General features: G+C 70.8%; 22 protein-coding genes. 10 read left to right on the top strand and 12 right to left on the bottom strand.

Annotation, left to right across the window (positions count from 1 at the left end; genetic code table 11):
• Positions 1–21: 21 nt before the first annotated feature.
• From EDF38_RS07645 to glgA, 3 genes are all read right to left on the bottom strand, one after another.
• Positions 22–270: a type B 50S ribosomal protein L31 gene (locus EDF38_RS07645; protein ID WP_043594989.1), complete on the bottom strand. Its 249-nt coding sequence runs from the start codon at positions 268–270 to the stop codon at positions 22–24.
• A 118-nt stretch (positions 271–388) separates the two neighbouring features.
• Positions 389–1,174 (bottom strand): ABC transporter ATP-binding protein, encoded by a 786-nt coding sequence (locus tag EDF38_RS07640; protein WP_123354687.1) that lies wholly within the window; start codon positions 1,172–1,174, stop codon positions 389–391.
• Positions 1,175–1,184: 10 nt separating this feature from the next.
• Entirely contained in the window at positions 1,185–2,369 is a 1,185-nt protein-coding gene (glgA, locus tag EDF38_RS07635; protein WP_123354686.1) for a glycogen synthase, read from the bottom strand.
• A 47-nt stretch (positions 2,370–2,416) separates the two neighbouring features.
• Here glgA and EDF38_RS07630 point away from each other — a divergent pair, with 47 nt between their 5' ends.
• The gene (locus tag EDF38_RS07630) at positions 2,417–3,658 is read left to right on the top strand and encodes a glucose-1-phosphate adenylyltransferase (RefSeq protein ID WP_123354685.1); all 1,242 of its coding nucleotides are present in this window, start codon (positions 2,417–2,419) and stop codon (positions 3,656–3,658) included.
• 113 nt (positions 3,659–3,771) lie between these two features.
• Positions 3,772–4,410 (top strand): phosphoserine phosphatase SerB, encoded by a 639-nt coding sequence (gene serB / locus EDF38_RS07625; protein ID WP_123355097.1) that lies wholly within the window; start codon positions 3,772–3,774, stop codon positions 4,408–4,410.
• Positions 4,411–4,460: 50 nt separating this feature from the next.
• Here serB and fabG read toward each other — a convergent pair whose 3' ends face one another.
• Positions 4,461–5,171: a 3-oxoacyl-ACP reductase FabG gene (fabG, locus tag EDF38_RS07620; protein WP_123354684.1), complete on the bottom strand. Its 711-nt coding sequence runs from the start codon at positions 5,169–5,171 to the stop codon at positions 4,461–4,463.
• 124 nt (positions 5,172–5,295) lie between these two features.
• Between fabG and EDF38_RS07615 the strand changes: the two genes are divergently transcribed.
• From EDF38_RS07615 to EDF38_RS07605, 3 genes are read left to right on the top strand one after another with little or no spacing between them, the layout of a single operon-like run.
• Positions 5,296–5,691 carry a DUF3099 domain-containing protein gene (locus tag EDF38_RS07615; RefSeq protein ID WP_158613331.1) on the top strand — a complete coding sequence of 132 codons (396 nt, stop codon included), beginning with the start codon at positions 5,296–5,298 and terminating at the stop codon, positions 5,689–5,691.
• Positions 5,691–5,945, top strand: coding sequence for a hypothetical protein (locus EDF38_RS07610; protein WP_123354682.1), 255 nt, complete (start codon positions 5,691–5,693; stop codon positions 5,943–5,945). The genes EDF38_RS07615 and EDF38_RS07610 overlap by 1 nt, the downstream gene beginning before the upstream one ends.
• Positions 5,942–6,814, top strand: coding sequence for an SURF1 family protein (locus EDF38_RS07605; RefSeq protein WP_123354681.1), 873 nt, complete (start codon positions 5,942–5,944; stop codon positions 6,812–6,814). The genes EDF38_RS07610 and EDF38_RS07605 overlap by 4 nt, the downstream gene beginning before the upstream one ends.
• A 94-nt stretch (positions 6,815–6,908) precedes the next feature.
• Here EDF38_RS07605 and EDF38_RS07600 read toward each other — a convergent pair whose 3' ends face one another.
• Positions 6,909–8,507, bottom strand: coding sequence for an ABC-F family ATP-binding cassette domain-containing protein (locus EDF38_RS07600; protein ID WP_123354680.1), 1,599 nt, complete (start codon positions 8,505–8,507; stop codon positions 6,909–6,911).
• A gap of 150 nt (positions 8,508–8,657) precedes the next feature.
• Between EDF38_RS07600 and EDF38_RS07595 the strand changes: the two genes are divergently transcribed.
• The gene (locus EDF38_RS07595) at positions 8,658–9,263 is read left to right on the top strand and encodes a biotin transporter BioY (RefSeq protein WP_123354679.1); all 606 of its coding nucleotides are present in this window, start codon (positions 8,658–8,660) and stop codon (positions 9,261–9,263) included.
• A 172-nt stretch (positions 9,264–9,435) separates the two neighbouring features.
• Here EDF38_RS07595 and EDF38_RS07590 read toward each other — a convergent pair whose 3' ends face one another.
• The 5 genes from EDF38_RS07590 to sufB are packed head-to-tail and all read right to left on the bottom strand — an operon-like array spanning position 9,436 to position 13,548.
• Positions 9,436–9,771, bottom strand: a complete 336-nt coding sequence (locus tag EDF38_RS07590) for a metal-sulfur cluster assembly factor (protein ID WP_199734606.1) — start codon at positions 9,769–9,771, stop codon at positions 9,436–9,438.
• 2 nt (positions 9,772–9,773) lie between these two features.
• Positions 9,774–10,562, bottom strand: a complete 789-nt coding sequence (gene sufC, locus EDF38_RS07585) for a Fe-S cluster assembly ATPase SufC (protein ID WP_123354678.1) — start codon at positions 10,560–10,562, stop codon at positions 9,774–9,776.
• A gap of 11 nt (positions 10,563–10,573) precedes the next feature.
• Complete coding sequence (locus tag EDF38_RS07580) at positions 10,574–10,906, bottom strand: non-heme iron oxygenase ferredoxin subunit (protein ID WP_123354677.1); 333 nt, start codon at positions 10,904–10,906, stop codon at positions 10,574–10,576.
• Positions 10,906–12,129 (bottom strand): Fe-S cluster assembly protein SufD, encoded by a 1,224-nt coding sequence (sufD, locus tag EDF38_RS07575; protein WP_123354676.1) that lies wholly within the window; start codon positions 12,127–12,129, stop codon positions 10,906–10,908. Before sufD ends, EDF38_RS07580 begins: the two co-directional genes overlap by 1 nt.
• A complete protein-coding gene (gene sufB / locus EDF38_RS07570) occupies positions 12,130–13,548 on the bottom strand; it encodes a Fe-S cluster assembly protein SufB (protein WP_123354675.1) in 1,419 nt (472 codons plus the stop codon).
• Positions 13,549–13,814: 266 nt separating this feature from the next.
• On the opposite strand from sufB, the gene EDF38_RS07565 reads away from it, so the two are divergent.
• Positions 13,815–14,786 (top strand): heme A synthase, encoded by a 972-nt coding sequence (locus EDF38_RS07565; RefSeq protein WP_123354674.1) that lies wholly within the window; start codon positions 13,815–13,817, stop codon positions 14,784–14,786.
• Positions 14,787–14,810: 24 nt separating this feature from the next.
• Here the strand turns inward: EDF38_RS07565 and EDF38_RS07560 are convergent, their stop codons facing one another.
• Both EDF38_RS07560 and EDF38_RS07555 read right to left on the bottom strand, forming a co-directional pair.
• Positions 14,811–15,239, bottom strand: a complete 429-nt coding sequence (locus tag EDF38_RS07560) for a GNAT family N-acetyltransferase (protein WP_158613330.1) — start codon at positions 15,237–15,239, stop codon at positions 14,811–14,813.
• A gap of 34 nt (positions 15,240–15,273) precedes the next feature.
• Complete coding sequence (locus EDF38_RS07555) at positions 15,274–16,197, bottom strand: heme o synthase (RefSeq protein ID WP_123354672.1); 924 nt, start codon at positions 16,195–16,197, stop codon at positions 15,274–15,276.
• Between the two features lie 301 nt (positions 16,198–16,498).
• Between EDF38_RS07555 and tkt the strand changes: the two genes are divergently transcribed.
• From tkt to EDF38_RS07540, 3 genes are read left to right on the top strand one after another with little or no spacing between them, the layout of a single operon-like run.
• Positions 16,499–18,592, top strand: coding sequence for a transketolase (tkt, locus tag EDF38_RS07550; RefSeq protein WP_123354671.1), 2,094 nt, complete (start codon positions 16,499–16,501; stop codon positions 18,590–18,592).
• 26 nt (positions 18,593–18,618) lie between these two features.
• Positions 18,619–19,743: a transaldolase gene (tal, locus tag EDF38_RS07545; protein ID WP_123354670.1), complete on the top strand. Its 1,125-nt coding sequence runs from the start codon at positions 18,619–18,621 to the stop codon at positions 19,741–19,743.
• On the top strand, positions 19,743–21,338 hold the full coding sequence (locus EDF38_RS07540) for a glucose-6-phosphate isomerase (RefSeq protein ID WP_123354669.1): 1,596 nt from the start codon (positions 19,743–19,745) through the stop codon (positions 21,336–21,338). The genes tal and EDF38_RS07540 overlap by 1 nt, the downstream gene beginning before the upstream one ends.

Here is a 21,338-nt window from a genome sequence, read left to right as displayed (position 1 = left end):
TGTCGAGCGAGTGGCTGAGGCCTACTTGCCGAAGTTCTTGTAGCGCGAGTTGAACTTCTCGACGCGACCGGCCGAGTCGAGGATGCGCTGCTTGCCCGTGTAGAACGGGTGCGACTCGGACGAGATCTCGACGTCGATGACCGGGTAGGTCTCACCGTCGAGCTCGATGGTCTTGTCGCTCGTCGTCGTGGAGCGCGTGAGGAACGTGGCGCCCGATGCGAGGTCGCGGAAGACGATCTGCTTGTACTCGGGGTGGATGTCGGTCTTCATGGGAGTCCTCGGTCTAGCGGTGGATGGTGGTGTGAAGTTCGGGAGGCATGGCGCACGGATGCGCCGGGCCAGCTGTCAACGATACCAGACGAGGAGCCCGGATCGCAGGAGGCGCGGGTCAGCCGGCAGCGCGCGCCGCGTACCGTCCGTCGGTCGACGTGACGGTCAGCTCGACGCCGAACGTGGCGCCCAGCGTCTCCGCCGTCACGACCTCGGCGACCGGTCCGGCTGCGACGACCTTCCCGTGGTCGAGCAGCAGGGCGTGCGTGAAGCCGCGCGGGATCTCCTCGACGTGGTGGGTGACCATGACGATGGCCGGGGCGCCCTCGGCCTGCGCGTACCCGGAGAGCATGCGGAGCAGCTCCTCGCGGGCGCCGAGGTCGAGGCTGGCGGCCGGCTCGTCGAGCAGCAGCAGCTCGGGGTCGGTCATCACCGAGCGGGCGATCTGGACGCGCTTCTGCTCGCCGTCGCTCAGCTCGCCGAAGGTGCGGTCGGCGAGGTGCCCGAGCGACCACTCGTCGAGCACGCGCTGGGCGCGCCGCACGTCGACGGTCTCGTACTCCTCGTTCCAGCGGCCCGTGACCGAGTACGCGGCGGTGAGCACGACGTCGAGGACCTTCTCCTTCGCGGGGATGCGACGGGCGACCGTGGTCGAGGCGAAGCCGATGCGCGGGCGGAGGTCGAACAGGTCGACGGAGCCGAGGTCGCCGCCGAGCACCTCGGCGCTGCCGGAGCTCGGGTGGGTCTGCGCCGCGGCGACCTGCAGCAGCGAGGTCTTGCCCGCGCCGTTCGGGCCGAGCACGACCCAGCGCTCGTCGGAGTCGACGGTCCAGCTGACGCCGTCGACGACGGGGGTGCCGCCGCGGACGACGGAGACATCGGTGAGCTGCAGGACGGTAGGCATGGTCGTCAGCCTAGCGACGCAGCGAGCCGTAGACCTGGAGGGTCCGGTCGGCGATCCGCGACCACGAGAACTCCGACTCGGCGCGCATGCGACCCGCCCGGCCCATGAGGCGGGCGAGGCCGGGGTCGGAGACGACCTCGGTGAGCACGCCGGCGAGGTCCCGGACGAAGCGCTCCGGGTCGGTGGGCGTGCCCGTGCCGTCCTGCACCTGGTCGAGCGGCACGATGCGGCCGGTCAGGCCGTCGGCGACGACCTCGGGGATCCCCCCGGTGTCGGACCCGACGACGGGGACGCCGCAGGCCATGGCCTCGAGGTTGACGATGCCCAGCGGTTCGTAGACGGAGGGGCACACGAAGGTGGTCGCGGCGCTGAGGACGGCGCTCAGCTCGTGCCGGGGCAGGATCTTCTCGATCCAGACGACGCCGGTGCGCTCCTCTTGCAGCTCGCGGACCAGGCCCGTGACCTCGGCCATGATCTCGGGGGTGTCGGGCGCCCCGGCGCAGAGGACGAGCTGCACGTCGGCCGGGAGCAGCTTCGCGGCCCGGAGGAGGTAGGGCAGGCCCTTCTGGCGCGTGATGCGTCCGACGAAGACGACGGACGGGCGGTCGGGGTCGATGCCGAGGCCGCGCACGACCTCGGCGTCGTCCACGCGGCGCCAGGACTCGAGGTCGATGCCGTTGTAGACGACGCTGACCTTCTGCTCGTCGATGCCGGGGTACGAGCGGAGGATGTCGCGGCGCATGCCCTCGCTGACGGCGATCACGGCGTCGGCGGTCTCGTACGCCTGCTTCTCGATCCAGCTCGAGACGCGGTAGCCGCCGCCGAGCTGCTCGGCTTTCCACGGACGCAGCGGCTCGAGGCTGTGGGCGGTGAGGACGTGCGGCACGTCGTGCAGCATCTGCGCGAGCTGGCCGGCTGCGTTCGCGTACCAGGTGTGGCTGTGCACGATGTCGGCGCCGGCGACGTCCTGGGCCATGCGCACGTCGGTGCCCAGGGTGCGGAGAGCGGGGTTCGCGTCGGCGAAGACCGGGGCGTCGGGGTAGCCCGTGGTGCCGGGCTCGGGGTCGACGTCGCCGAACGCCCTCACCTGCACGTCGATGCTGCCGCGGAGGGCCTTGACGAGCTCCACGACGTGGACTCCCGCCCCTCCGTACACGTTGGGCGGATATTCCTTGCTGATGACGTCGACTCGCACGACCCTCACCGTAGTCGCGCGCCGCGGAATCGTGCCATCCTGGCCGCATGGCATCGAAGAAGATATTCGGCATCGTCCTGGCGGGGGGCGAGGGCAAGCGCCTGATGCCCCTCACGGCTGACCGGGCCAAGCCCGCCGTCCCGTTCGGCGGCAACTACCGACTCGTCGACTTCGCCTTGTCGAACCTCATCAACTCCGGCCTCCGCCAGATCGTGGTGCTGACCCAGTACAAGTCGCACAGCCTCGACCGGCACGTCTCCCAGACCTGGTCGATCGAGGGCCTGCTCGGCGCCTACGTCGCCTCCGTGCCGGCGCAGCAGCGCCTCGGCAAGCGCTGGTTCGCCGGCAGCGCCGACGCCATCCTGCAGAGCCTGAACCTGCTCCGCGACGAGAAGCCCGACATCGTCGTCGTGGTCGGCGCCGACCACGTCTACCGGATGGACTTCTCGCAGATGATCGAGGCGCACATCGCCTCGGGCGCGGGCGTCACGGTGGCGGCCATCCGCCAGCCCATCTCGCTCGCCGACCAGTTCGGCGTCATCGAGGTCGACTCCGACGACCCGACCCGCATCGGCCGCTTCCTCGAGAAGCCGAAGGACGCCACCGGGCTCCCCGACTCCCCCGACGAGATCCTCGCCTCGATGGGAAACTACGTCTTCGACGCCGACGTCCTCATCGACGCGGTCCTCCGCGACGGCGAGAAGCCCGACTCCGACCACGACATGGGCGGCGACATCGTCCCCGACTTCGTGTCGCGCGGCGACGCGGCGGTCTACGACCTCAACCGCAACGAGGTGCCCGGCTCGACCGAGCGCGATCGCTACTACTGGCGCGACGTCGGCACGATCGACTCGTTCTACGACGCGCACCGCGACCTCATCTCGGCGCTGCCGATCTTCAACCTCTACAACACCGACTGGCCGATCTTCAGCCAGCAGCTCAACTCGCCTCCCGCGAAGTTCGTCCGCGACGGCTACGGCAACCTCGGCACGACCATCGACTCGGTCGTCTCGCTCGGCTCGCTGCTCTCGGGCGCCCACGTCGAACGCAGCGTGCTCGGCCCCTGGTGCACGCTCGACTCCGGCTCGAAGGTCGTCGACTCGATCGTCTTCGAGCGGGCGCACATCGGTCCGAACGCCACGGTCGTCCGCGCGATCCTCGACAAGGACGTCGTCATCGCGGAGGGCGCCTCGGTCGGCGTCGACCCCGAGGCCGACCGTGCCCGTGGCTTCACCGTCACCCCGTCGGGCATCACCGTCGTGGGCAAGGGCGTCCGCGTCGAGCCCTGAGCCCGGCTGCCTGCAGGTCCTGCGGCGCACCATGCTCGACGGCGTGGTGCGCCGCGCTACGTCGCGTGACGTGACCGCCGGAGGCGCGGTGCCGGTTCACTAGGGTGGGTCCCGTGCCGCGCTTCCTGACCGTCCTCGACGTCGACTCCACGCTCATCGAGGACGAGGTGATCGAGCTCCTGGCCGAGGCCGCCGGCTCCCACGCCGAGGTCTCCGCGATCACCGAGCGGGCGATGGCGGGCGAGCTCGACTTCGCCGAGAGCCTGCGCGCCCGGGTCGCCACGCTCGCGGGCCTGCCGGTCGCGGTCTTCGCCGACGCGACGGCCCGGGTGCGGGTCACCCCCGGCGTGCCCGAGCTCATCGCCGGGCTCCACGCCCACGGCAGCGTCATCGGGGTCGTCTCCGGCGGCTTCCACGAGGTGCTCGACCCGCTGGCCGAGCAGCTCGGCCTCGACTACTGGCGGGCGAACCGGCTCGACGTGGCCGAGGGGCGGCTCACCGGCCGCGTCTCCGGACCGATCGTCGACGCGGCGGGGAAGGCCTCCGCCCTCCGTGAGTGGGCCGCCGACGCCGGGGTCGACCTCGCCCACACCGTCGCCGTCGGGGACGGCGCCAACGACCTGCAGATGATGGCCGCCGCCGCGCTCTCGGTCGCCTTCAACGCCAAGCCGCGCGTGCGCGACCAGGCCGACGTCGTCGTCGACCGGTGCGACCTCTCGCAGGTGCTGCCGCTGATGGGCCTGCGGGGCTGAGTCGGCCCGGTCGGGCCGACCCGCGCCTCCGACGCTCGTGACCAGCCGGGTCAGTGACCCATGCCGAGACCGCCGTCGACCGGGATGACCGCGCCCGAGATGTAGGCCGCGTCGTCGCTCGCGAGCCAGGCCAGGGTCTTGGCGACCTCGGCCGAGCTCCCGTAACGACCCGCGGGGATCGACTGCAGGTAGCCGGCCTTCTGGTCGTCGGCCAGGGCGGCCGTCATGTCGGTCTCGATGAAGCCCGGGGCGACGACGTTCGCGGTCACGCCGCGGCCGCCGAGCTCGCGGGTGAGCGAGCGGGCGAAGCCGACGAGGGCCGCCTTCGACGAGGCGTAGTTGACCTGTCCGGGGCTGCCGTAGAGGCCGACCACGCTCGAGACGAGCAGGACCCGTCCGAACCGCGCCTTGAGCATGCCCTTGGAGGCGCGCTTGACGACGCGGAACGCCCCGCCGAGGTTCGTGTCGACGACCGAGGTGAAGTCGTCCTCGGTCATGCGCATGAGCAGGCCGTCCTTCGTGACGCCCGCGTTCGCGACGACCACCTCGACCGGGCCGAGCTCGGCCTCGACGGTCGTGAAGGCGGCGTCGATCGAGGCGGAGTCGGTCACGTCGGCGACGACGGTGAGCGTGCCCGCGGGGCCCTCGCCGCTGCGGGCCGTCACGGCCACGCGGTGGCCCTGGGCGACGAACTCCTCGGCGATCGCGTAGCCGATGCCTCGGTTGCCGCCGGTGACGAGGACGGTGCGGGGGGTGGTCAAGAGCGGCCTCCTGGGAGTCGGCGGTGGGGGTGGGGTCGAGACGACCGTCGACCAGCCTACTGTCGGGGGTCGGGCTTACGATCTATTCGCGCGCCCGTCCGAGACGCACAGAGCCCGTGAGCACATGAAGCCTTCGAACCCGATCACCACGCTGCCGCCGTCCCCGACCGACGACCGGCACAGCCGCATGCGGCGCTACCTCCTCGCGACGGGCATCCGCCTGGTCTGCATCGTCTTCTGCTTCGTGCTGCCGCTCAGCTGGTGGACGATCATCCCCGTCATCGGCGCCGTCGTCATCCCCTACATCGCCGTCGTGCTCGCGAACGTCGGGCACGAGGCCGGGCAGGACGTCGAGCGTCCCGGGGGCATCGAGGTCTACCGGGGGCCGCAGCAGCCGTGGCAGCCCGAGCCCGTCCAGGCCGAGGCGCCGGCCGAGCCCGCCCCCCGGGCCACTCCCCTCGTGCCCGACGACGATGACGACGACGAGCCCGTGCGGGGCGCCGACGGGCGGTTCCGCTGATGCTCGGGGGGCTCGGCCTCGACGGCCCGGCCGGCGGGGTGCAGTGCTCGCGAGCAGGCTGCGCCGAGACCGCCGTGCACGCCGTCCACTGGCGGAACCCCAAGATCCACGGTCTCGAGCGGGTCAAGACCTGGTCGGCCTGCGACGAGCACGTCGGCTTCCTCGCCGAGTTCCTCCGGGCACGCGACTTCCCCGTCGTGGTGACGCCCGTCGACGAGACGGTCGAGCGGGTCGTCCCCGAGGAGGCTCGGTGAGCGCCGCCCGTCCCGTCGCGCCCACGAAGTGGCTGGGCTACCTCGGCGTGGTCGTCGTCTTCGCGATCATCTGCGCCTTCCTCGCCCACTGGCAGTGGAGCCGCCACGAGGAGAAGATGGCCGTCGTCCACCAGCTCGAGCAGCGGTACGACGCTGCGCCGGTCCCCCTCCAGGAGGCCGTCCCGACGCTCGGCGCGTACGACCCGGGCCTCGAGTGGCAGCCCGTGACGATGACCGGTCGCTACCTCGAGGACGAGACGCTCCTCGTGCGCAACCGTCCCCTCAACGGTCAGCCCGGCTTCGAGGTCCTCGTCCCCTTCCAGGTGAGCGGCGGCGACGTCTTCGTCGTCGACCGGGGCTGGGTGCCGACGGGCAACGCCCAGGACGCCCCCGACCTCGTGCCCGCTCCTCCGTCGGGCGAGGTGACCGTCGTGGCGCGGGTGAAGCCCGGCGAACCCGCCGTCGGCGACCGCACCGGCGTGCCCGGCACGAACCAGATCGCCACGATCCAGCTCAGCGAGGTGCAGGCCCGCGTCGACGGCGACATCTACAGCGGCACGTACGGGCTGCTCGCCAGCGAGGACCCGGCGCCGGCCGAGGCACCCGTGAAGTCGAGCGCACCCGAGATCGACACCGGGCTGAACCTCTCGTACTTCGTGCAGTGGATCATGTTCGCCGTCGGGGCGTTCGCGTTCCTCTTCTACGTGTTCCGACAGGAGCGTCGCAACCGCGAGCTCGACGAGGCCGACGAGTCGGGCGACGACTCGCGGGACGGGCGCCGCGGTGCCGAGGCGAAGCGCCGCGCCGCCGCCCGACCGCGAGCCGACCACGAGGTCGAGGACGAGCTGCTCGACGCGGCGGGGCGCTGAGCCGCGGCGTCACCTCGCTCGACTCGCTCCGCGAGGTTCCTGTGTCGGTCGCTCGACTCGCTACGCGAGGTTCCTGTGTCGGTCGCTCAACTCGCTACGCGAGGTTGATGAGATCGCTGTAGTCCGGGGTCCAGTGGTCCTCGGTGCCCTCGGGCATGATGAGCACGCGCTCGGGGTTGAGGGCCTCCACCGCGCCCTCGTCGTGGCTGACGAGGACGACCGCGCCCTCGTAGTTCGCCAGGGCGTCGAGGATCTCGAGTCGGCTGGCCGGGTCGAGGTTGTTCGTGGGCTCGTCGAGCAGCAGCACGTTGGCACCCGAGACGACGATCATGGCCAGGGCCAGGCGCGTCTTCTCGCCGCCCGACAGGACCCCGGCGGGCTTGGCCGAGTCGTCCCCGGTGAAGAGGAACGAGCCCAGCACGCGGCGCGCCTCCATCTCGGTGATGTTCGGCGACGACGACACCATGTTCTCGAGCACGCTGCGCTTGACGTCGATCGTCTCGTGCTCCTGCGCGTAGTAGCCGACGCGCAGTCCGTGGCCCGGCTCCAGCTGACCCGTGTCGGGCTCGTCGACGCTGGCGAGGATCCGCAGCAGGGTCGTCTTGCCGGCGCCGTTCAGGCCGAGGATGACCACCTTCGAGCCTCGGTCGATCGCGAGGTCCACGGCGGTGAAGATCTCGAGCGAGCCGTAGCTCTTCGAGAGGTTCGAGGCCATCAACGGCGTCTTGCCGCAGGCGACCGGCGTCGGGAAGCGCAGCTTGGCCACGCGGTCGACCGCGCGCACCTCCTCGAGGCCGGAGAGCAGCTTCTCGGCGCGGGCCACCATCTGGTGCGCCGCCGCGGCCTTGGAGGCCTTGGCGCCGAAGCGGGCGGCCTGCTTCTGCAGGGCCGAGGCCTGCTTCTCGGCGTTCGAGCGCTCCTTCTTGCGGCGCTCCTCGTCGGCGGCGCGCTGTCGCTGGTAGTTTCGCCAGCCCATGTTGTAGACGTCGATCGACTGCCGGTTCGCGTCGAGGTAGAAGACGCGGTTGACGACCTCCTCGACGAGCTCGATGTCGTGGCTGATCACGATGACGCCGCCCTGGTACGTCTTGAGGTACTCGCGCAGCCAGACGACGCTGTCGGCGTCGAGGTGGTTCGTGGGCTCGTCGAGGATCATGGTGTCGGCCGGCGAGAAGAGGATGCGCGCGAGCTCGATGCGGCGCCTCTGGCCGCCGGAGAGCGTCGACAACGGCTGGTCGAGGATGCGGTCGGGCAGGCTGAGGTTGCTCGCGATGGAGGCCGCCTCGGCCTCCGCCGCGTACCCGCCCAGCGCGTTGAACTGGTCGTCGAGGTCGCCGTAGCGCTTCATGGCGCGGGCCGCGACGTCGGGGTCGGGGTCGCCCATCGCGAGCGTCGCCTCCTGGATGCCGATCAGCAGCTGGCCGAGGCCTCGCGCGTCGAGGATGCGCGTCCGGGCGAGGTCCTCGGGGTTGCCGCTCCGCGGGTCCTGGGGCAGGTACCCGATCTCGCCGGTGCGCTCGATCTTGCCGCCCGTCGGGAGGGTCTCGCCGGCGAGCGTCTTCGTCATGGTGGTCTTGCCGGCGCCGTTGCGACCGACGAGCCCGATCTTGTCGCCCTTGTCGACGCGGAAGTTGACGTCGGCCATCAGGAGGCGCGCGCCCACGCGGATCTCGAGGTCGTGCACGGAAAGCACAGCAGAAGTCCAATCGATTGGGGAGATGTCCACAACGGGGCCCGGTGGAGGGCCGCCTCTAGGATGAGGACGTCGCGTGGAGAGGGGTCGCAGCACTGCGCTGCCGACCAGCCACTCGGCCGATCAACCTTCCCATACTAGGAGAATCGCATGACTGACGCAGCCGCACCGATCTCGCGACCGGTCCTCGCCGACCGGATCGTCGCGAAGAGCTGGACGACGGACGCCCTCCTCGTGCTCGGCGGCGTCGCCGTCACGGCGGCCTCGGCTCAGGTCCAGGTGCCGATGTGGCCCGTCCCGATCACCGGCCAGACCCTCGCCGTCCTGCTCGTCGGCGCGAGCCTCGGTGCCCGCCGAGGCGCCCTCTCTATGCTCACCTACCTCGTGCTGGGCGTCGCCGGCCTGCCGATCTTCGCCGAGTTCTCGGGCGGCCCGCTCACCGTCGCCGGCCCGAGCTTCGGCTTCATCCTCGGCTTCGTGCCCGCCGCGGCCGCCGTCGGCTGGCTCTCGCAGCGCGACTGGGACAAGAAGTGGCTCCTGTCGGCCGCCGCCTTCTTCCTGGCCGGCCTCATCCCGTTCGCCACCGGCCTGCCCTACATGGCCGTCGTCCTGGGGCACCTCGGCGTCGACAACAGCCTCGGCAACGTCCTCGCCCTCGGCGTCTACCCGTTCATCGTCGGCGGCGTCGCCAAGTGGCTCATCGCCGCGTCGGCGCTGCCGCTCGCGTGGCGGGGCCTGGAGCGCCTCGGCCGCTGACCGTCGCACCCCTGCAGGAGGCGCGGGTCGGGCAGGTGCCCGGCCCGCGCCTCCTGCGTCCGGGCCTCGATGCCGTGGCTCGCCTCGTCGTGCGACCCGGTCCGCCGGTCCCCCGCGCACGACGAGAGCCCCGGTCGTTCCCGACCGGGGCTCTCGTCGTGGTGCGGGCGTCTCAGATGGAGAAGCCGATGGCGCGCATCATGTCGCGGCCGTCGTCGGTGATGCGATCGGGGCCCCACGGCGGCATCCACACCCAGTTGATGCGGAAGGCGTCGACCACGCCGTCGAGCGCGTTGGCGGTGTCGGCCTCGATGACGTCCGTCAGAGGGCAGCCGGCCGAGGTCAACGTCATGCTGATGATGAGCGCGTTCTCGTGCTCGTCGTCCATGGCGAGGTCGTAGATCAGGCCCAGGTCGACGATGTTGACGCCGAGCTCAGGGTCGACGACCTCTTTCAGGGCCTCGGCGACCTCGTCGAACTTCTCCGGGGCCATCGCCACGGCGGCCATGGTCAGCTCACCGCCGGTGCGCCCGCTGCCGCCGCCGCCGAGGCCGACACGTAGCGGTCGTAGCCCTCGTTCTCGAGGCGGTCGGCCAGCTCCGGCCCGCCCTCGTCGGCGACGTGGCCGTCGACGAAGACGTGGACGAAGTCGGGCTTGATGTAGCGGAGGATGCGCGTGTAGTGCGTGATCAGCAGGAGGCCGAGCCCCGTGTTGGCCGCGGCGCGGTTGACGCCCTCGGAGACGATCTTCAGCGCGTCGACGTCGAGGCCGGAGTCGGTCTCGTCGAGGACGGCGAACTTCGGCTTGAGGAGCTCGAGCTGCATGATCTCGTGGCGCTTCTTCTCGCCGCCGGAGAAGCCCTCGTTGACGTTGCGCTCGGCGAAGGCGCTGTCCATCTTGAGGGCGCTCATCGACTCGCGCAGGTCCTTGATCCAGCCGCGGATCGCGGGGGCCTCGCCGTCGAGGGCGGTCTTCGCCGTGCGGAGGAAGTTCGACACGGTGACGCCGGGGATCTCGACCGGGTACTGCATGGCGAGGAAGAGGCCCGCCTTGGCGCGCTCGTCGACGCTCATGTCGAGCACCTCGACGCCGTCGAGCTTGATGGAGCCGCCGTCGACGTTGTAGCGCGGGTGACCGGCGATCGTGTAGGCGAGGGTGGACTTGCCGGAGCCGTTCGGGCCCATGACGGCGTGGATCTCGCCCTCGGCGATGGTCAGGTCGACGCCCTTGAGGATGGCCTTGGGGCCGGCGTCGGTGTCGATGCTGACCTTGAGGTCGCGGATCTCGAGAGTGGACATGCGTTCTTTCCTTACTGCGCGACGCCGGCGGGCGACGCTGTCGTGTCGACGTACACGTCGCCGTCGACGACGGTGACGGTGAAGACCGGGACGGGTTCGTAGGCGGGCAGGGTCAGCGGCTTGCCCGTGGTCAGCTCGAACTTCGAGCCGTGGGCCCAGCACTCGAGGGTGTCGTCCTCGACGAAGCCCTCGGCCAGCGAGATGTCGCCGTGCGTGCACGTGTCGCCGATGGCGTGGATCGTGCCGGCGCTGTCCTTCACGACGGCGATCGCCACGCCGTCGACGACGACGCGCTTCGCGGCGGCGGGGGTGACGTCGTCGGCGCTGCAGACCTTCGTGCCCATCAGGCGGCTCCCCCGGCGACCGGTGCGGCCTCCTGCTGGGTGAGCTCGACCTCGAGCGCCGCGATGAGGCGCTCCTGCAGCTCGGGCTCGCCGATCTTCTGCACGACCTCGCTGAGGAACCCGAGCACGACGAGTCGGCGGGCCTCGGCCTCGTCGATGCCGCGCGACTGCAGGTAGAACAGGTGCTCGTCGTCGAAGCGGCCGGTGGCGCTGGCGTGTCCGGCACCCTGGATGTCACCGGTCTCGATCTCCAGGTTCGGGATCGAGTCGGCCCGGGTGCCCTCGCTGAGCACGAGGTTGCGGTTCTGCTCGTAGCTGTCGGTGCCGGGGGCGGAGCGCGCGATCAGCACGTCGCCGATCCACACCGTGCGGGCGCCCTCGCCCTGCAGCGCACCCTTGTAGTTGACGCGGCTGCGGCTGTTCGGGGCGTCGTGGTGCACGTACACCTGCTGCTCGAGGTGCTGGCCGGCGTCGGCGAAGTAGACGCCGTAGAGCTCGACGTCGGAACCCTGCCCGGCGAGGTGCGCCGACGGGTTGACGCGGACGACCGAGCCGCCGAGCGACACGACGAAGTGTTTGAGCTGGGCGTCGCGACCGATCGAGGCGAAGTGGCTCGCCAGGTGGATAGCGTCGTCGTCCCATTCCTGCAGGGTGACGACCGTGAGGTGGGCGCCGTCGTCGACGACGATCTCGACGTTCTCGACGAGGTGCGCCGAGCCGGTGTTTCGCAGCACGACGAGCGAGGTCGTGTTCGCCTCGGCGTGGATGAGGGTGTGGCCGGCCCGCGGGGCACGGTCGAGCCCGGACCGGCCGATGGTCACGGTGGACGGCTCGTCGCCGCTCAGGGTCACGGCGAGGACCTTCTCGACCGAGGCCCAGGCGTTGGCCGAGGCCTTGTCCTCCGGGCTCCCGGCGGTGCCGACGCGGGCGTCGGCACGATCGATCCAGTCGACGACCGCACCGGCCGTCTCACGAGCCAGGTACGCGTAGGGCGCACCGTCGAGCTCGCCGTCGATGAGCGGGCGTAGGCGGTCGACGGGACTGAGCTTCCAGTCGACCTCCCGCCCGGTCACCGCGGGGAACGCGGCGGGGTCGGTGCTGTGGAAGCGCTCCGAGCGCGTCTGCACGGGGACGAGGCCCCAACCTCCGTCGGAGTGCGCCTTCGCGCCGTGCTGGACGCCGTCGGGCGCGGTGTCTGCTGTGGTGGGTGCTGCGGCGGACATCTAGCCGACGGATCCTTCCATGCTCATCTCGATGAGCTTGTTGAGTTCGAGCGCGTACTCCATCGGGAGCTCGCGGGCGATGGGCTCGATGAAGCCGCGGACGATCATGGCCATGGCCTCGTCCTCGGCCATGCCGCGCGACATGAGGTAGAAGAGCTGCTCCTCGCTCACGCGCGACACCGTGGCCTCGTGGCCGAGCTGGACGTCGTCGACGCGGATGTCGATCGCCGGGTACGTGTCGGAGCGCGACATGGTGTCGACGAGCAGGGCGTCGCAGCGCACGGTGTTGGCGCTGTGGTGCGCCGCCTCGTCGACGCGGACCTCGCCGCGGTAGCCGGCCCGGCCGCCGCCGCGCGCGATCGACTTCGAGACGATCGACGACGTCGTGTACGGCGCCATGTGGATCATCTTCGCGCCGGCGTCCTGGTGCTGACCCGGACCCGCGAAGGCGACCGACAGGGTCTCGCCCTTGGCGTGCTCGCCGACGAGGTAGATCGAGGGGTACTTCATGGTGACCTTGGACCCGATGTTGCCGTCGATCCACTCCATGGTCGCGCCCTCGTGCGCGATGGCCCGCTTCGTGACCAGGTTGTAGACGTTGTTCGACCAGTTCTGGATCGTCGTGTAGCGCACGCGGGCGTTCTTCTTCACGATGATCTCGACGACCGCCGAGTGCAGGGAGTCGCTCTTGTAGATCGGGGCCGTGCAGCCCTCGATGTAGTGGACGTAGCTGTCCTCGTCGGCGATGATCAGCGTCCGCTCGAACTGGCCCATGTTCTCGGTGTTGATGCGGAAGTAGGCCTGCAGGGGGATCTCGACGTGGACGCCCTTGGGCACGTAGACGAACGAGCCGCCCGACCACACGGCCGTGTTGAGAGCGGCGAACTTGTTGTCGCCGGCCGGGATCACGGTGCCGAAGTACTCCTCGAACAGCTCGGGGTGCTCGCGGAGCGCCGTGTCGGTGTCCATGAAGATGACGCCCTGCTGCTCCAGGTCTTCGCGGATCTGGTGGTAGACGACCTCGGACTCGTACTGGGCGGCGACGCCCGCGACGAGGCGGTTGCGCTCGGCCTCGGGGATGCCGAGCTTCTCGTACGTGTTCTTGATGTCGTCGGGCAGCTCGTCCCAGGTGGTGGCCTGCTTCTCGGTCGAGCGGACGAAGTACTTGATGTTGTCGAAGTCGATGCCGGAGAGGTCGGCGCCCCACGTCGGCATGGGCTTGCGCTCGAAGAGCGTCAGGCCCTTGAGGCGGTTCTTGAGCATCCACTCGGGCTCGCTCTTGAGGTTCGAGATGTCGGTGACGACCTCGGGCGAGACGCCGCGCCGGGCCGAGGCGCCGGCAGCGTCGGAGTCGGCCCAGCCGAACTCGTATTGTCCGAGGCTCTCCAGCTCGGGGCGGTCGATCAGCACGTCTGACATGTCTACCTCTTTCTCTGACGGGCCGAACACACGGCGTCGAGTCGCCATTCCCTGGCGTCGCCGTGGCCGTCGGTGGCCCGTTCCTCGCGGGGCGAGTCGAACATGACCGGCCTTAGACTGTGACGAGCGCGTGGGGCCTGTGTGGCCACGCCGTGCGGGTCGATCTCAGCAGCCCCGTCGTCTCCGTCGACGCCGAGCCGGGTCTGTTCTCTGAACTCCGTGATTCTACAGGGCTGAGCCCCTGATGTGACGAAAGGCAGCCAACTGTGAGCAAGACGGACCCGAACGCGACCGGCCTCCTCTCGAGGGCGTGGTCGTGGCTGCCCACGACGGTCGACCGCCGCGTGCGCATCGTCGTCTGGGCCTCGTTCGTCTGCCAGGTGCTCCTGATCGGCACGGGAGGCGCGGTGCGCCTCACCGGGTCCGGCCTCGGCTGCCCGACGTGGCCGCGCTGCACCGCCGACTCGTTCGTGAGCACGCCCGAGATGGGCATCCACGGCGTCATCGAGTTCGGCAACCGCCTCCTGACCTTCGTCCTGACGGCCGTCGTGATCCTCGCGTTCCTCTCCGTCCTGCGGATGCGCCGCGTCCGTCGCGAGCTCTTCTGGCTCACCTTCGCGCAGGGCATGAGCATCCCCCTCCAGGCCGTGCTCGGGGGCATCACCGTCCTGACGGGCCTGAACCCGTACATCGTCGGGGCTCACTTCCTCGTCTCGATCGTGCTGGTCGCGCTGACGACGACGTTGGTGTACCGGGTCCTCCGGGGGCCCCGGGGCCACCACGCCGCGACGCCCCCCGGCTACGCCGTCCTGGCGCGCGTCACGGCCGTCGTCGTGCTCCTCACCGTCGTCGTGGGCATCCTGACGACCGGTGCCGGCCCGCACGCGGGCGACGCGCAGACGCCGCGCAACGGCCTCGCGCCCGAGGTGATGGAGCACGTGCACAGCTGGCCGGCCTACGCGACCCTGCTCCTCACCGTCGCGCTCGTGGCCTGGACGGTCCGTGCGGGGCTCCCCCGCCGCTTCCCGCTCCTGCTCCTCGGCGTCGAGCTCGCCCAGGTCGCGGTCGGCCTCCTGCAGGCCCGCACGGGACTCCCCCCGGTGCTGGTCGGCACCCACATGGTGCTCGCGGCCCTGCTCGTCGCCGCGATGACGGCCGTCCTCCTGACCCTCCGCAACGACCAGGCCGAGGACGAGCTCGAGCCGATCGTCGCCGCCGCTGAGCCCGCGCTGCGCTGACCCCGCGCCCCCGGGGCCGGCGCCTCAGGCCAGGTCGAGGCGCATGATCGTGTCGACGCCGTCGTCCTCGACGACGACGAAGCCTCGACGGCGGTAGAGCGACATGGCGCGGCTGCCGCTCAGCACGTCGAGGTGCACCGACCCCGTGGCGACGGAGGCGAGCGCCTCGTCGAGGAGGCGGCTTCCGAGGCCGCGGCCCCGCGCCTCCTCGTGGAGGTAGAAGTGGCGCAGCCACGTCGTGTCGGCCTCGGGGTGCACGGCGAGGCAGCCGACCAGGCGCGGACCGGCCTCGACCACGCGCGTCTCGGCGGCCACGAACTCACGGACGAAGCGCGCACGGTTGTACGGAGGGTCCCACGCGCCGGCCCGCTCGAGGTCGGGACGCAGCGCGTGCAGCTTCAGGTCGGCGAGGTCGTCGACGTCGTCGGGGCGGGCCGTCCGGACGACCTGCACCGCCCTGACGGGACCGTGCTCGGCGGACACCGCGTCAGAAGGGCAGCAGCGGGTCGATGCCCACGGCCAGGAAGAGCAGCGTCAGGTACGTGATCGAGCTGTGGAAGACGCGCATCGGGCGCACCTCGGCGACGTGCTGGATCGCCCGGCTGTACAGCCGGTGCGACTCGACGATGAACCAGGCGCCGCTCGCCAGCGCGACGACCGTGTAGAGGACGCCCATGTCGGCGACCGGCACGAGCATGAGCGAGCACGCGACGGTGGCCCACGCGTAGAGGATCACCTGGAGCCCGACGATGGAGCGCCCGCGGACGACCGAGAGCATGGGCACGGCGGCGGCGGCGTAGTCGGCGCGGTACTTCATCGAGAGCGGCCAGTAGTGCGGCGGCGTCCAGAGGAAGATCACCATGAACAGGATGACGGGGGCCCAGCTGAGGTCGTTCGTGACGGCGGCCCAGCCGATGAGCACCGGCATGCAGCCGGCGATGCCGCCCCAGACGATGTTCTGCGGGGTGCGGCGCTTCAGCCAGAGCGTGTAGACGACGACGTAGAACAGGATCGCGCCCAGCGAGAGCGCCGCCGAGAGCAGGTTGACCGTGAGGGCGAGCCAGACGATGGAGGCGACGCCCACGACGTACGAGAAGACCAGCGCCTCGCGGTCGGTCACCTCGCCCGTCACGAGCGGGCGACCCTGGGTGCGCTTCATGATGCGGTCGATGTCGCGGTCGATGTAGCAGTTGAAGGCCGACGCGGACCCGGCGCTGAGCGCGCCGCCGATCAGCGTCGCCGCCACGAGCCACAGGTTCGGCACGCCGCCCTGGGCCAGGAACATCGTGGGCGCCGTGGTCACGAGCAGCAGCTCCATGACGCGGGGCTTCGTCAGCGCGACGTACGCGCGAGCCGTCCGACGGATGCCCCGGGGTCCGGTGGTGGGGCGGGTGTCGATGGCTGCGGTCATGGGTCCCTCTGACGAGATGTACGGTTCGGCCCTGGGAGTCTAGGCGATGACCGGCGACGCTGACGGCGGGACGGGGCGCTCGGTGCGGGCATGCGGACCCCGTTCGTCCCTATACTTGCAGGTGCTTGCCAGTCGCACGCCCGCACGGCGACGGAATCCTCGACATCGAACCATCAGCTCCCTTGTCTCGAGGCCTCCTCTCGTGCCCGAGCGGCCGCAGCCGACGACGTCTCGGCAGGCGCATGTCAGCGCGGGAGCGAATCGACCCCGCGCAGTTCGCAACAAGAAGGGTCATCTTCCAGTGGCAGATCTGCAGTGGGAATCCATTGACAACAAGGCCGTCGACACGGTCCGCGTCCTCGCGGCCGACGCGGTCGAGAAGGTCGGGAACGGCCACCCGGGGACGGCGATGAGCCTCGCGCCCGCCGCGTACCTCCTCTTCCAGAAGGTCATGCGCCGTGACCCGAGCGACAGCGAGTGGATCGGTCGCGACCGGTTCGTCCTCTCGGTCGGCCACAGCTCCCTGACGCAGTACGTCCAGTTCTACCTCGGCGGCTACGGCCTCGAGCTCGACGACCTCAAGGCGCTCCGCACCTGGGGCTCGAAGACCCCCGGCCACCCCGAGTACGGCCACACCGACGGCGTCGAGATCACGACCGGCCCGCTCGGCCAGGGCCTCGCCTCCGCCGTGGGCATGGCGTACGCCGCCCGCTTCGAGCGCGGCCTGTTCGACCCGGAGGCCGCCGTCGGCACCTCCCCCTTCGACCACTTCGTCTACGTCATCGCCGGCGACGGCGACCTGCAGGAGGGCGTCACCAGCGAGGCGTCCTCGCTCGCCGGCCACCAGCAGCTCGGCAACCTCGTCGTGATCTACGACTCCAACCAGATCTCCATCGAGGACGACACCAACATCGCCTTCACGGAGGACGTCCAGAAGCGCTACGAGGCCTACGACTGGCAGGTCCAGGTCGTCGACTGGAAGAAGACGGGCGAGTACGTCGAGGACGTCGCCGCGCTCAACGACGCCGTCGAGGCCGCCAAGGCCGAGACGAGCAAGCCGTCGCTGATCATCCTCAAGACGATCATCGGCTGGCCCTCGCCGAAGAAGCAGAACTCCGGCAAGATCCACGGCTCGGCGCTCGGCGCCGAGGAGCTCGCGGGCCTGAAGGAGGTGCTCGGCTTCGACCCCGAGAAGACCTTCGACGTCGACCCCGAGGTCCTCGAGCACACCCGCAAGGCCGTCGAGCGCGGCCAGGCGCAGCACGCCGAGTGGCGCGAGTCCTTCGACGCGTGGGCCGCGGCCAACCCGGAGAAGAAGGCGCTCCTCGAGCGTGTCCTGACGGGCGAGCTGCCCGAGGGCCTCGACGAGGCGCTGCCGGTCTTCCCGACCGACAAGGAGGTCTCCACGCGAGCCGCCTCCGGCAAGGTCATCAACGCCATCGCCGCCGTCGTCCCCGAGTTCTGGGGCGGCTCCGCCGACCTGGCCGAGTCGAACCTCACGACCATCAACGGCGGCGGCTCGTTCGTCCCGGCCGAGTGGTCGACGCACGAGTGGCAGGGCAACCCCTACGGCCGCGTCCTGCACTTCGGCATCCGCGAGCACGCCATGGGCTCGATCATGAACGGCATCGCCCTGCACGGCAACACGCGCGTGTTCGGCGGCACCTTCCTCATCTTCAGCGACTACATGCGCCCCGCCGTGCGCCTGGCCGCCCTGATGAAGTCGCCCGTCACCTACGTCTGGACCCACGACTCCGTGGCCCTCGGCGAGGACGGCCCGACGCACCAGCCGGTCGAGCAGCTCGCCGCCCTGCGCGCGATCCCCGACTTCGACGTGGTCCGCCCCGCCGACGCCAACGAGACCGCCTGGGCCTGGAAGACCATCCTCGACCGCCACAGCGGCCCGGCCGGCCTGGCGCTCAGCCGTCAGAACCTGCCCGTGTTCGAGCGCGGCGAGGGCGACGCCGAGGGCGAGACCTTCGCCTCGGCGAAGAACGTCGCGAAGGGCGCCTACGTCCTGGCCGAGGCCCCGGGCGGCACGCCCGACGTGATCCTCGTGGCCACGGGCTCCGAGGTGCAGATCGCCGTCGGGGCGCGCGAGGTCCTGCGCGGCGAGGGCATCAACGCCCGCGTCGTCTCGGCCCCCAGCCTCGAGTGGTTCGACGAGCAGAGCGCCGAGTACAAGGAGTCGGTGCTCCCCGCCGCCGTCAAGGCTCGCGTCTCGATCGAGGCCGGCGTCGCGCTCCCGTGGCGCGGCATCGTCGGCGACGCCGGACGCAGCATCTCCATCGAGCACTTCGGCGCCTCCGCCGACTACAAGACCCTCTACCGCGAGTTCGGCATCACCACCGAAGCCGCCGTGGCCGCCGTCAAGGACTCGCTGGCCGCTCTCTGAGCGCCGGCAAGAAAGAGAAGAACGACATGACCGACACCAACACCGCACAGCTCTCCGCCGCGGGCGTCAGCATCTGGCTCGACGACCTCTCGCGCGAGCGCATCAACGCCGGCGGCCTCGAGAAGCTGATCGCCGAGCGCGACGTCGTGGGCGTCACCACCAACCCGACCATCTTCGCGTCGGCCCTCGCCAAGGGCGAGGCCTACGACGACCAGGTCGCGCTCCTCGCCAAGACCGGCGTGAGCGTCACCGACGCCGTCTTCGAGATCACCACCGACGACGTCACGCGGGCCTGCGACATCTTCCGCGGCATCTACGACAGCACCGACGGCTTCGACGGCCGCGTCTCGATCGAGGTCGAGCCGGGCCTGGCGCACGACGCCCAGGGCACCATCGACCAGGCCGTGACGCTGGCCGCCAAGGTCGGCCGCCCCAACGCGCTGATCAAGATCCCCGCGACGGTGGAGGGCCTCGAGGCCATCACCGCCGTGATCGCCAAGGGCATCAGCGTCAACGTCACGCTGATCTTCTCGCTCGAGCGCTACCGGGCCGTCATCAACGCCTACCTCACGGGTCTCGAGCAGGCCAAGGCCGCGGGCATCGACATCACCGAGATCCACTCGGTCGCGTCGTTCTTCGTGTCGCGCGTCGACAGCGAGATCGACAAGCGCCTCGAGGCCGTCGGCAGCGACGAGGCGAAGGCCCTCAAGGGCAAGGCCGGCGTCGCCAACGCCCAGCTCGCCTACGAGGTCTACACGCAGGCCTTCGACACCGAGCGTGCCAAGGGCCTGCTCGCCGCCGGCGCCAACAAGCAGCGTCCCCTCTGGGCCTCGACCGGCGTCAAGGACCCGGCCGTGCTCGACACGACCTACGTGGTCGAGCTCGTCGCCGCCGACGTCGTCAACACGATGCCGGAGAAGACCCTCGAGGCCACGTTCGACCACGGCGAGGTGCGCGGCGACACGATCAGCGGCTCGTACGCGTCGGCGAACGAGGTCATGGACGCCATCGCAGCCCAGGGCGTCTCGTACCACGAGGTCACCGAGCTCCTCGAGAAGGAGGGCGTGGAGAAGTTCATCGTCTCCTGGAACGAGCTGCTCGACACCGTCACCGCCGCCCTCGAGGCTGCCAAGCCGGGCGACGCCTCCTAGTGACGCTCACGATCGCCGCGCGCGGTGACGCCGCCGAGGCGGTCGAGCGCGTCGTCCCCGCCCTCGTGAGCGACCTCGTCGCCTCCGGCATCACGGCCCAGGACCCCACGCTGTGGGGCCCGGACGCGGAGCAGGAGGCGGCGGGTCGCCTCGGGTGGACCGAGTCCGTCGCGGTCTCGGCGCCGCTGCTCGACCAGATCGACGCCCTGCGCGTCGAGCTGGCCGAGCAGGGCGTCGACCACGTCGTGCTCGCGGGCATGGGAGGCTCGTCGCTCGCCCCCGAGGTCATCACGCGCACCTACGGGGTGGAGCTGACCGTGCTCGACTCGACGGCCCCGACCCAGGTCGTGGCTGCACTGGCCGACCGGCTCGACCGGACGGTGCTCGTCGTCTCGTCGAAGTCGGGCTCCACGGTCGAGACCGCGAGCCAGCGGGCCGCATTCGAGCAGGCCTTCACCGAGGCCGGCATCGACCCCGCCGGACGGATCGTGGTCGTCACGGACCCTGGTTCTCCCCTGGAGGCCTCGGCCCGTGAGGCCGGGTACCGGGTGTTCACGGCCGACGCGTCGGTCGGGGGCCGTTTCTCCGCCCTCACCGCCTTCGGGCTCGTGCCGGCGGGCCTCGCCGGCGCCGACGTCCGCGAGCTGCTCGCGGAGGCCGACGCCGTGACCGTCGAGCTCGCCCAGGACCGGGCGGACAACCCCGCGCTGGTCCTCGGCGCGGTGCTCGCCGGCACGGTCCCGCTGCGCGACAAGATCGCCATCGTCGCCGACGGCACCCACATCGTGGGCTTCGCCGACTGGGCCGAGCAGCTGATCGCCGAGTCGACCGGCAAGCTCGGGCGCGGCCTGCTGCCGGTCGTCGTCGGCACCGACTCCCCCGAGATCGGCCTCGGGCTCGCCGACGTGCAAGTCGTGCGGCTCGTGGCCAACGCGGCCGAGACGAGGGAGGTCGCCCCGGGCGAGGTCGAGATCTCGGGCTCGCTCGGCGGTCAGATCATGCTGTGGGAGTACGCCGTCGTCGTGGCGGGCCGCCTCCTCGGCATCAACCCCTTCGACCAGCCCGACGTCGAGTCGGCCAAGGTCGCGACACGGGCTCTGCTCGACGGTCGCCCCGAGGTCGAGGCCCCGGCCTTCGAGGTCGACGGCATCGCGGTGCACGCCGCGGGCGGGCTCTCCGCCGGCGACTCGCTCGGGTCGGCCGTCGCCTCCCTGCTGGCGGCCGTCGGGCCCGACGGGTACCTGGCCGTCCAGGCCTACGTCGACCGCACCCTCGCCCCGGAACTCGTGGAGCTCCGCGACGACCTGGCCGGCCGGCTCGGACGACCGGTCACCTTCGGCTGGGGGCCCCGGTTCCTCCACTCGACGGGTCAGTACCACAAGGGCGGCCCGGCGACCGGGGCGTTCCTGCAGGTCGTGGAGCGCGCCTCCGGCGACCTCGCGGTGCCGGGGAGCCCGTTCACCTTCGGCGAGCTCATCCAGGCGCAGGCCGCCGGCGACGCCGCGGTGCTCGCGGGGCGGGGACGACCCGTCCTCACCCTCACGGTCGAGGACGCCTCCGTCGTCCTCCCCGCGCTGCGGTCGGCCCTGCGCTGA

Origin of the sequence: Frigoribacterium sp. PhB160 (genome assembly GCF_003751785.1) — a bacterium.
Classification (GTDB): Bacteria; Actinomycetota; Actinomycetes; order Actinomycetales; family Microbacteriaceae; genus Frigoribacterium.
Note: the sequence above shows the minus strand (reverse complement) of the source record. Positions and strands in the feature narration are given on the sequence as shown.

What these genes read in the sequence shown, in the direction of transcription:
- EDF38_RS07590 (WP_199734606.1), bottom strand. Translation starts at nt 9,771, where the DNA reads ATGGCCGCCGTGGCGATGGCCCCGGAGAAGTTCGACGAGGTCGCCGAG.
- sufB (WP_123354675.1), bottom strand. Translation starts at nt 13,548, where the DNA reads ATGTCAGACGTGCTGATCGACCGCCCCGAGCTGGAGAGCCTCGGACAA.
- EDF38_RS07610 (WP_123354682.1), top strand. Translation starts at nt 5,691, where the DNA reads ATGCTCGGGGGGCTCGGCCTCGACGGCCCGGCCGGCGGGGTGCAGTGC.
- tal (WP_123354670.1), top strand. Translation starts at nt 18,619, where the DNA reads ATGACCGACACCAACACCGCACAGCTCTCCGCCGCGGGCGTCAGCATC.
- EDF38_RS07640 (WP_123354687.1), bottom strand. Translation starts at nt 1,174, where the DNA reads ATGCCTACCGTCCTGCAGCTCACCGATGTCTCCGTCGTCCGCGGCGGC.
- sufD (WP_123354676.1), bottom strand. Translation starts at nt 12,129, where the DNA reads ATGTCCGCCGCAGCACCCACCACAGCAGACACCGCGCCCGACGGCGTC.
- EDF38_RS07630 (WP_123354685.1), top strand. Translation starts at nt 2,417, where the DNA reads ATGGCATCGAAGAAGATATTCGGCATCGTCCTGGCGGGGGGCGAGGGC.
- EDF38_RS07645 (WP_043594989.1), bottom strand. Translation starts at nt 270, where the DNA reads ATGAAGACCGACATCCACCCCGAGTACAAGCAGATCGTCTTCCGCGAC.
- sufC (WP_123354678.1), bottom strand. Translation starts at nt 10,562, where the DNA reads ATGTCCACTCTCGAGATCCGCGACCTCAAGGTCAGCATCGACACCGAC.
- EDF38_RS07580 (WP_123354677.1), bottom strand. Translation starts at nt 10,906, where the DNA reads ATGGGCACGAAGGTCTGCAGCGCCGACGACGTCACCCCCGCCGCCGCG.
- EDF38_RS07595 (WP_123354679.1), top strand. Translation starts at nt 8,658, where the DNA reads ATGACTGACGCAGCCGCACCGATCTCGCGACCGGTCCTCGCCGACCGG.
- EDF38_RS07615 (WP_158613331.1), top strand. Translation starts at nt 5,296, where the DNA reads ATGAAGCCTTCGAACCCGATCACCACGCTGCCGCCGTCCCCGACCGAC.
- EDF38_RS07555 (WP_123354672.1), bottom strand. Translation starts at nt 16,197, where the DNA reads ATGACCGCAGCCATCGACACCCGCCCCACCACCGGACCCCGGGGCATC.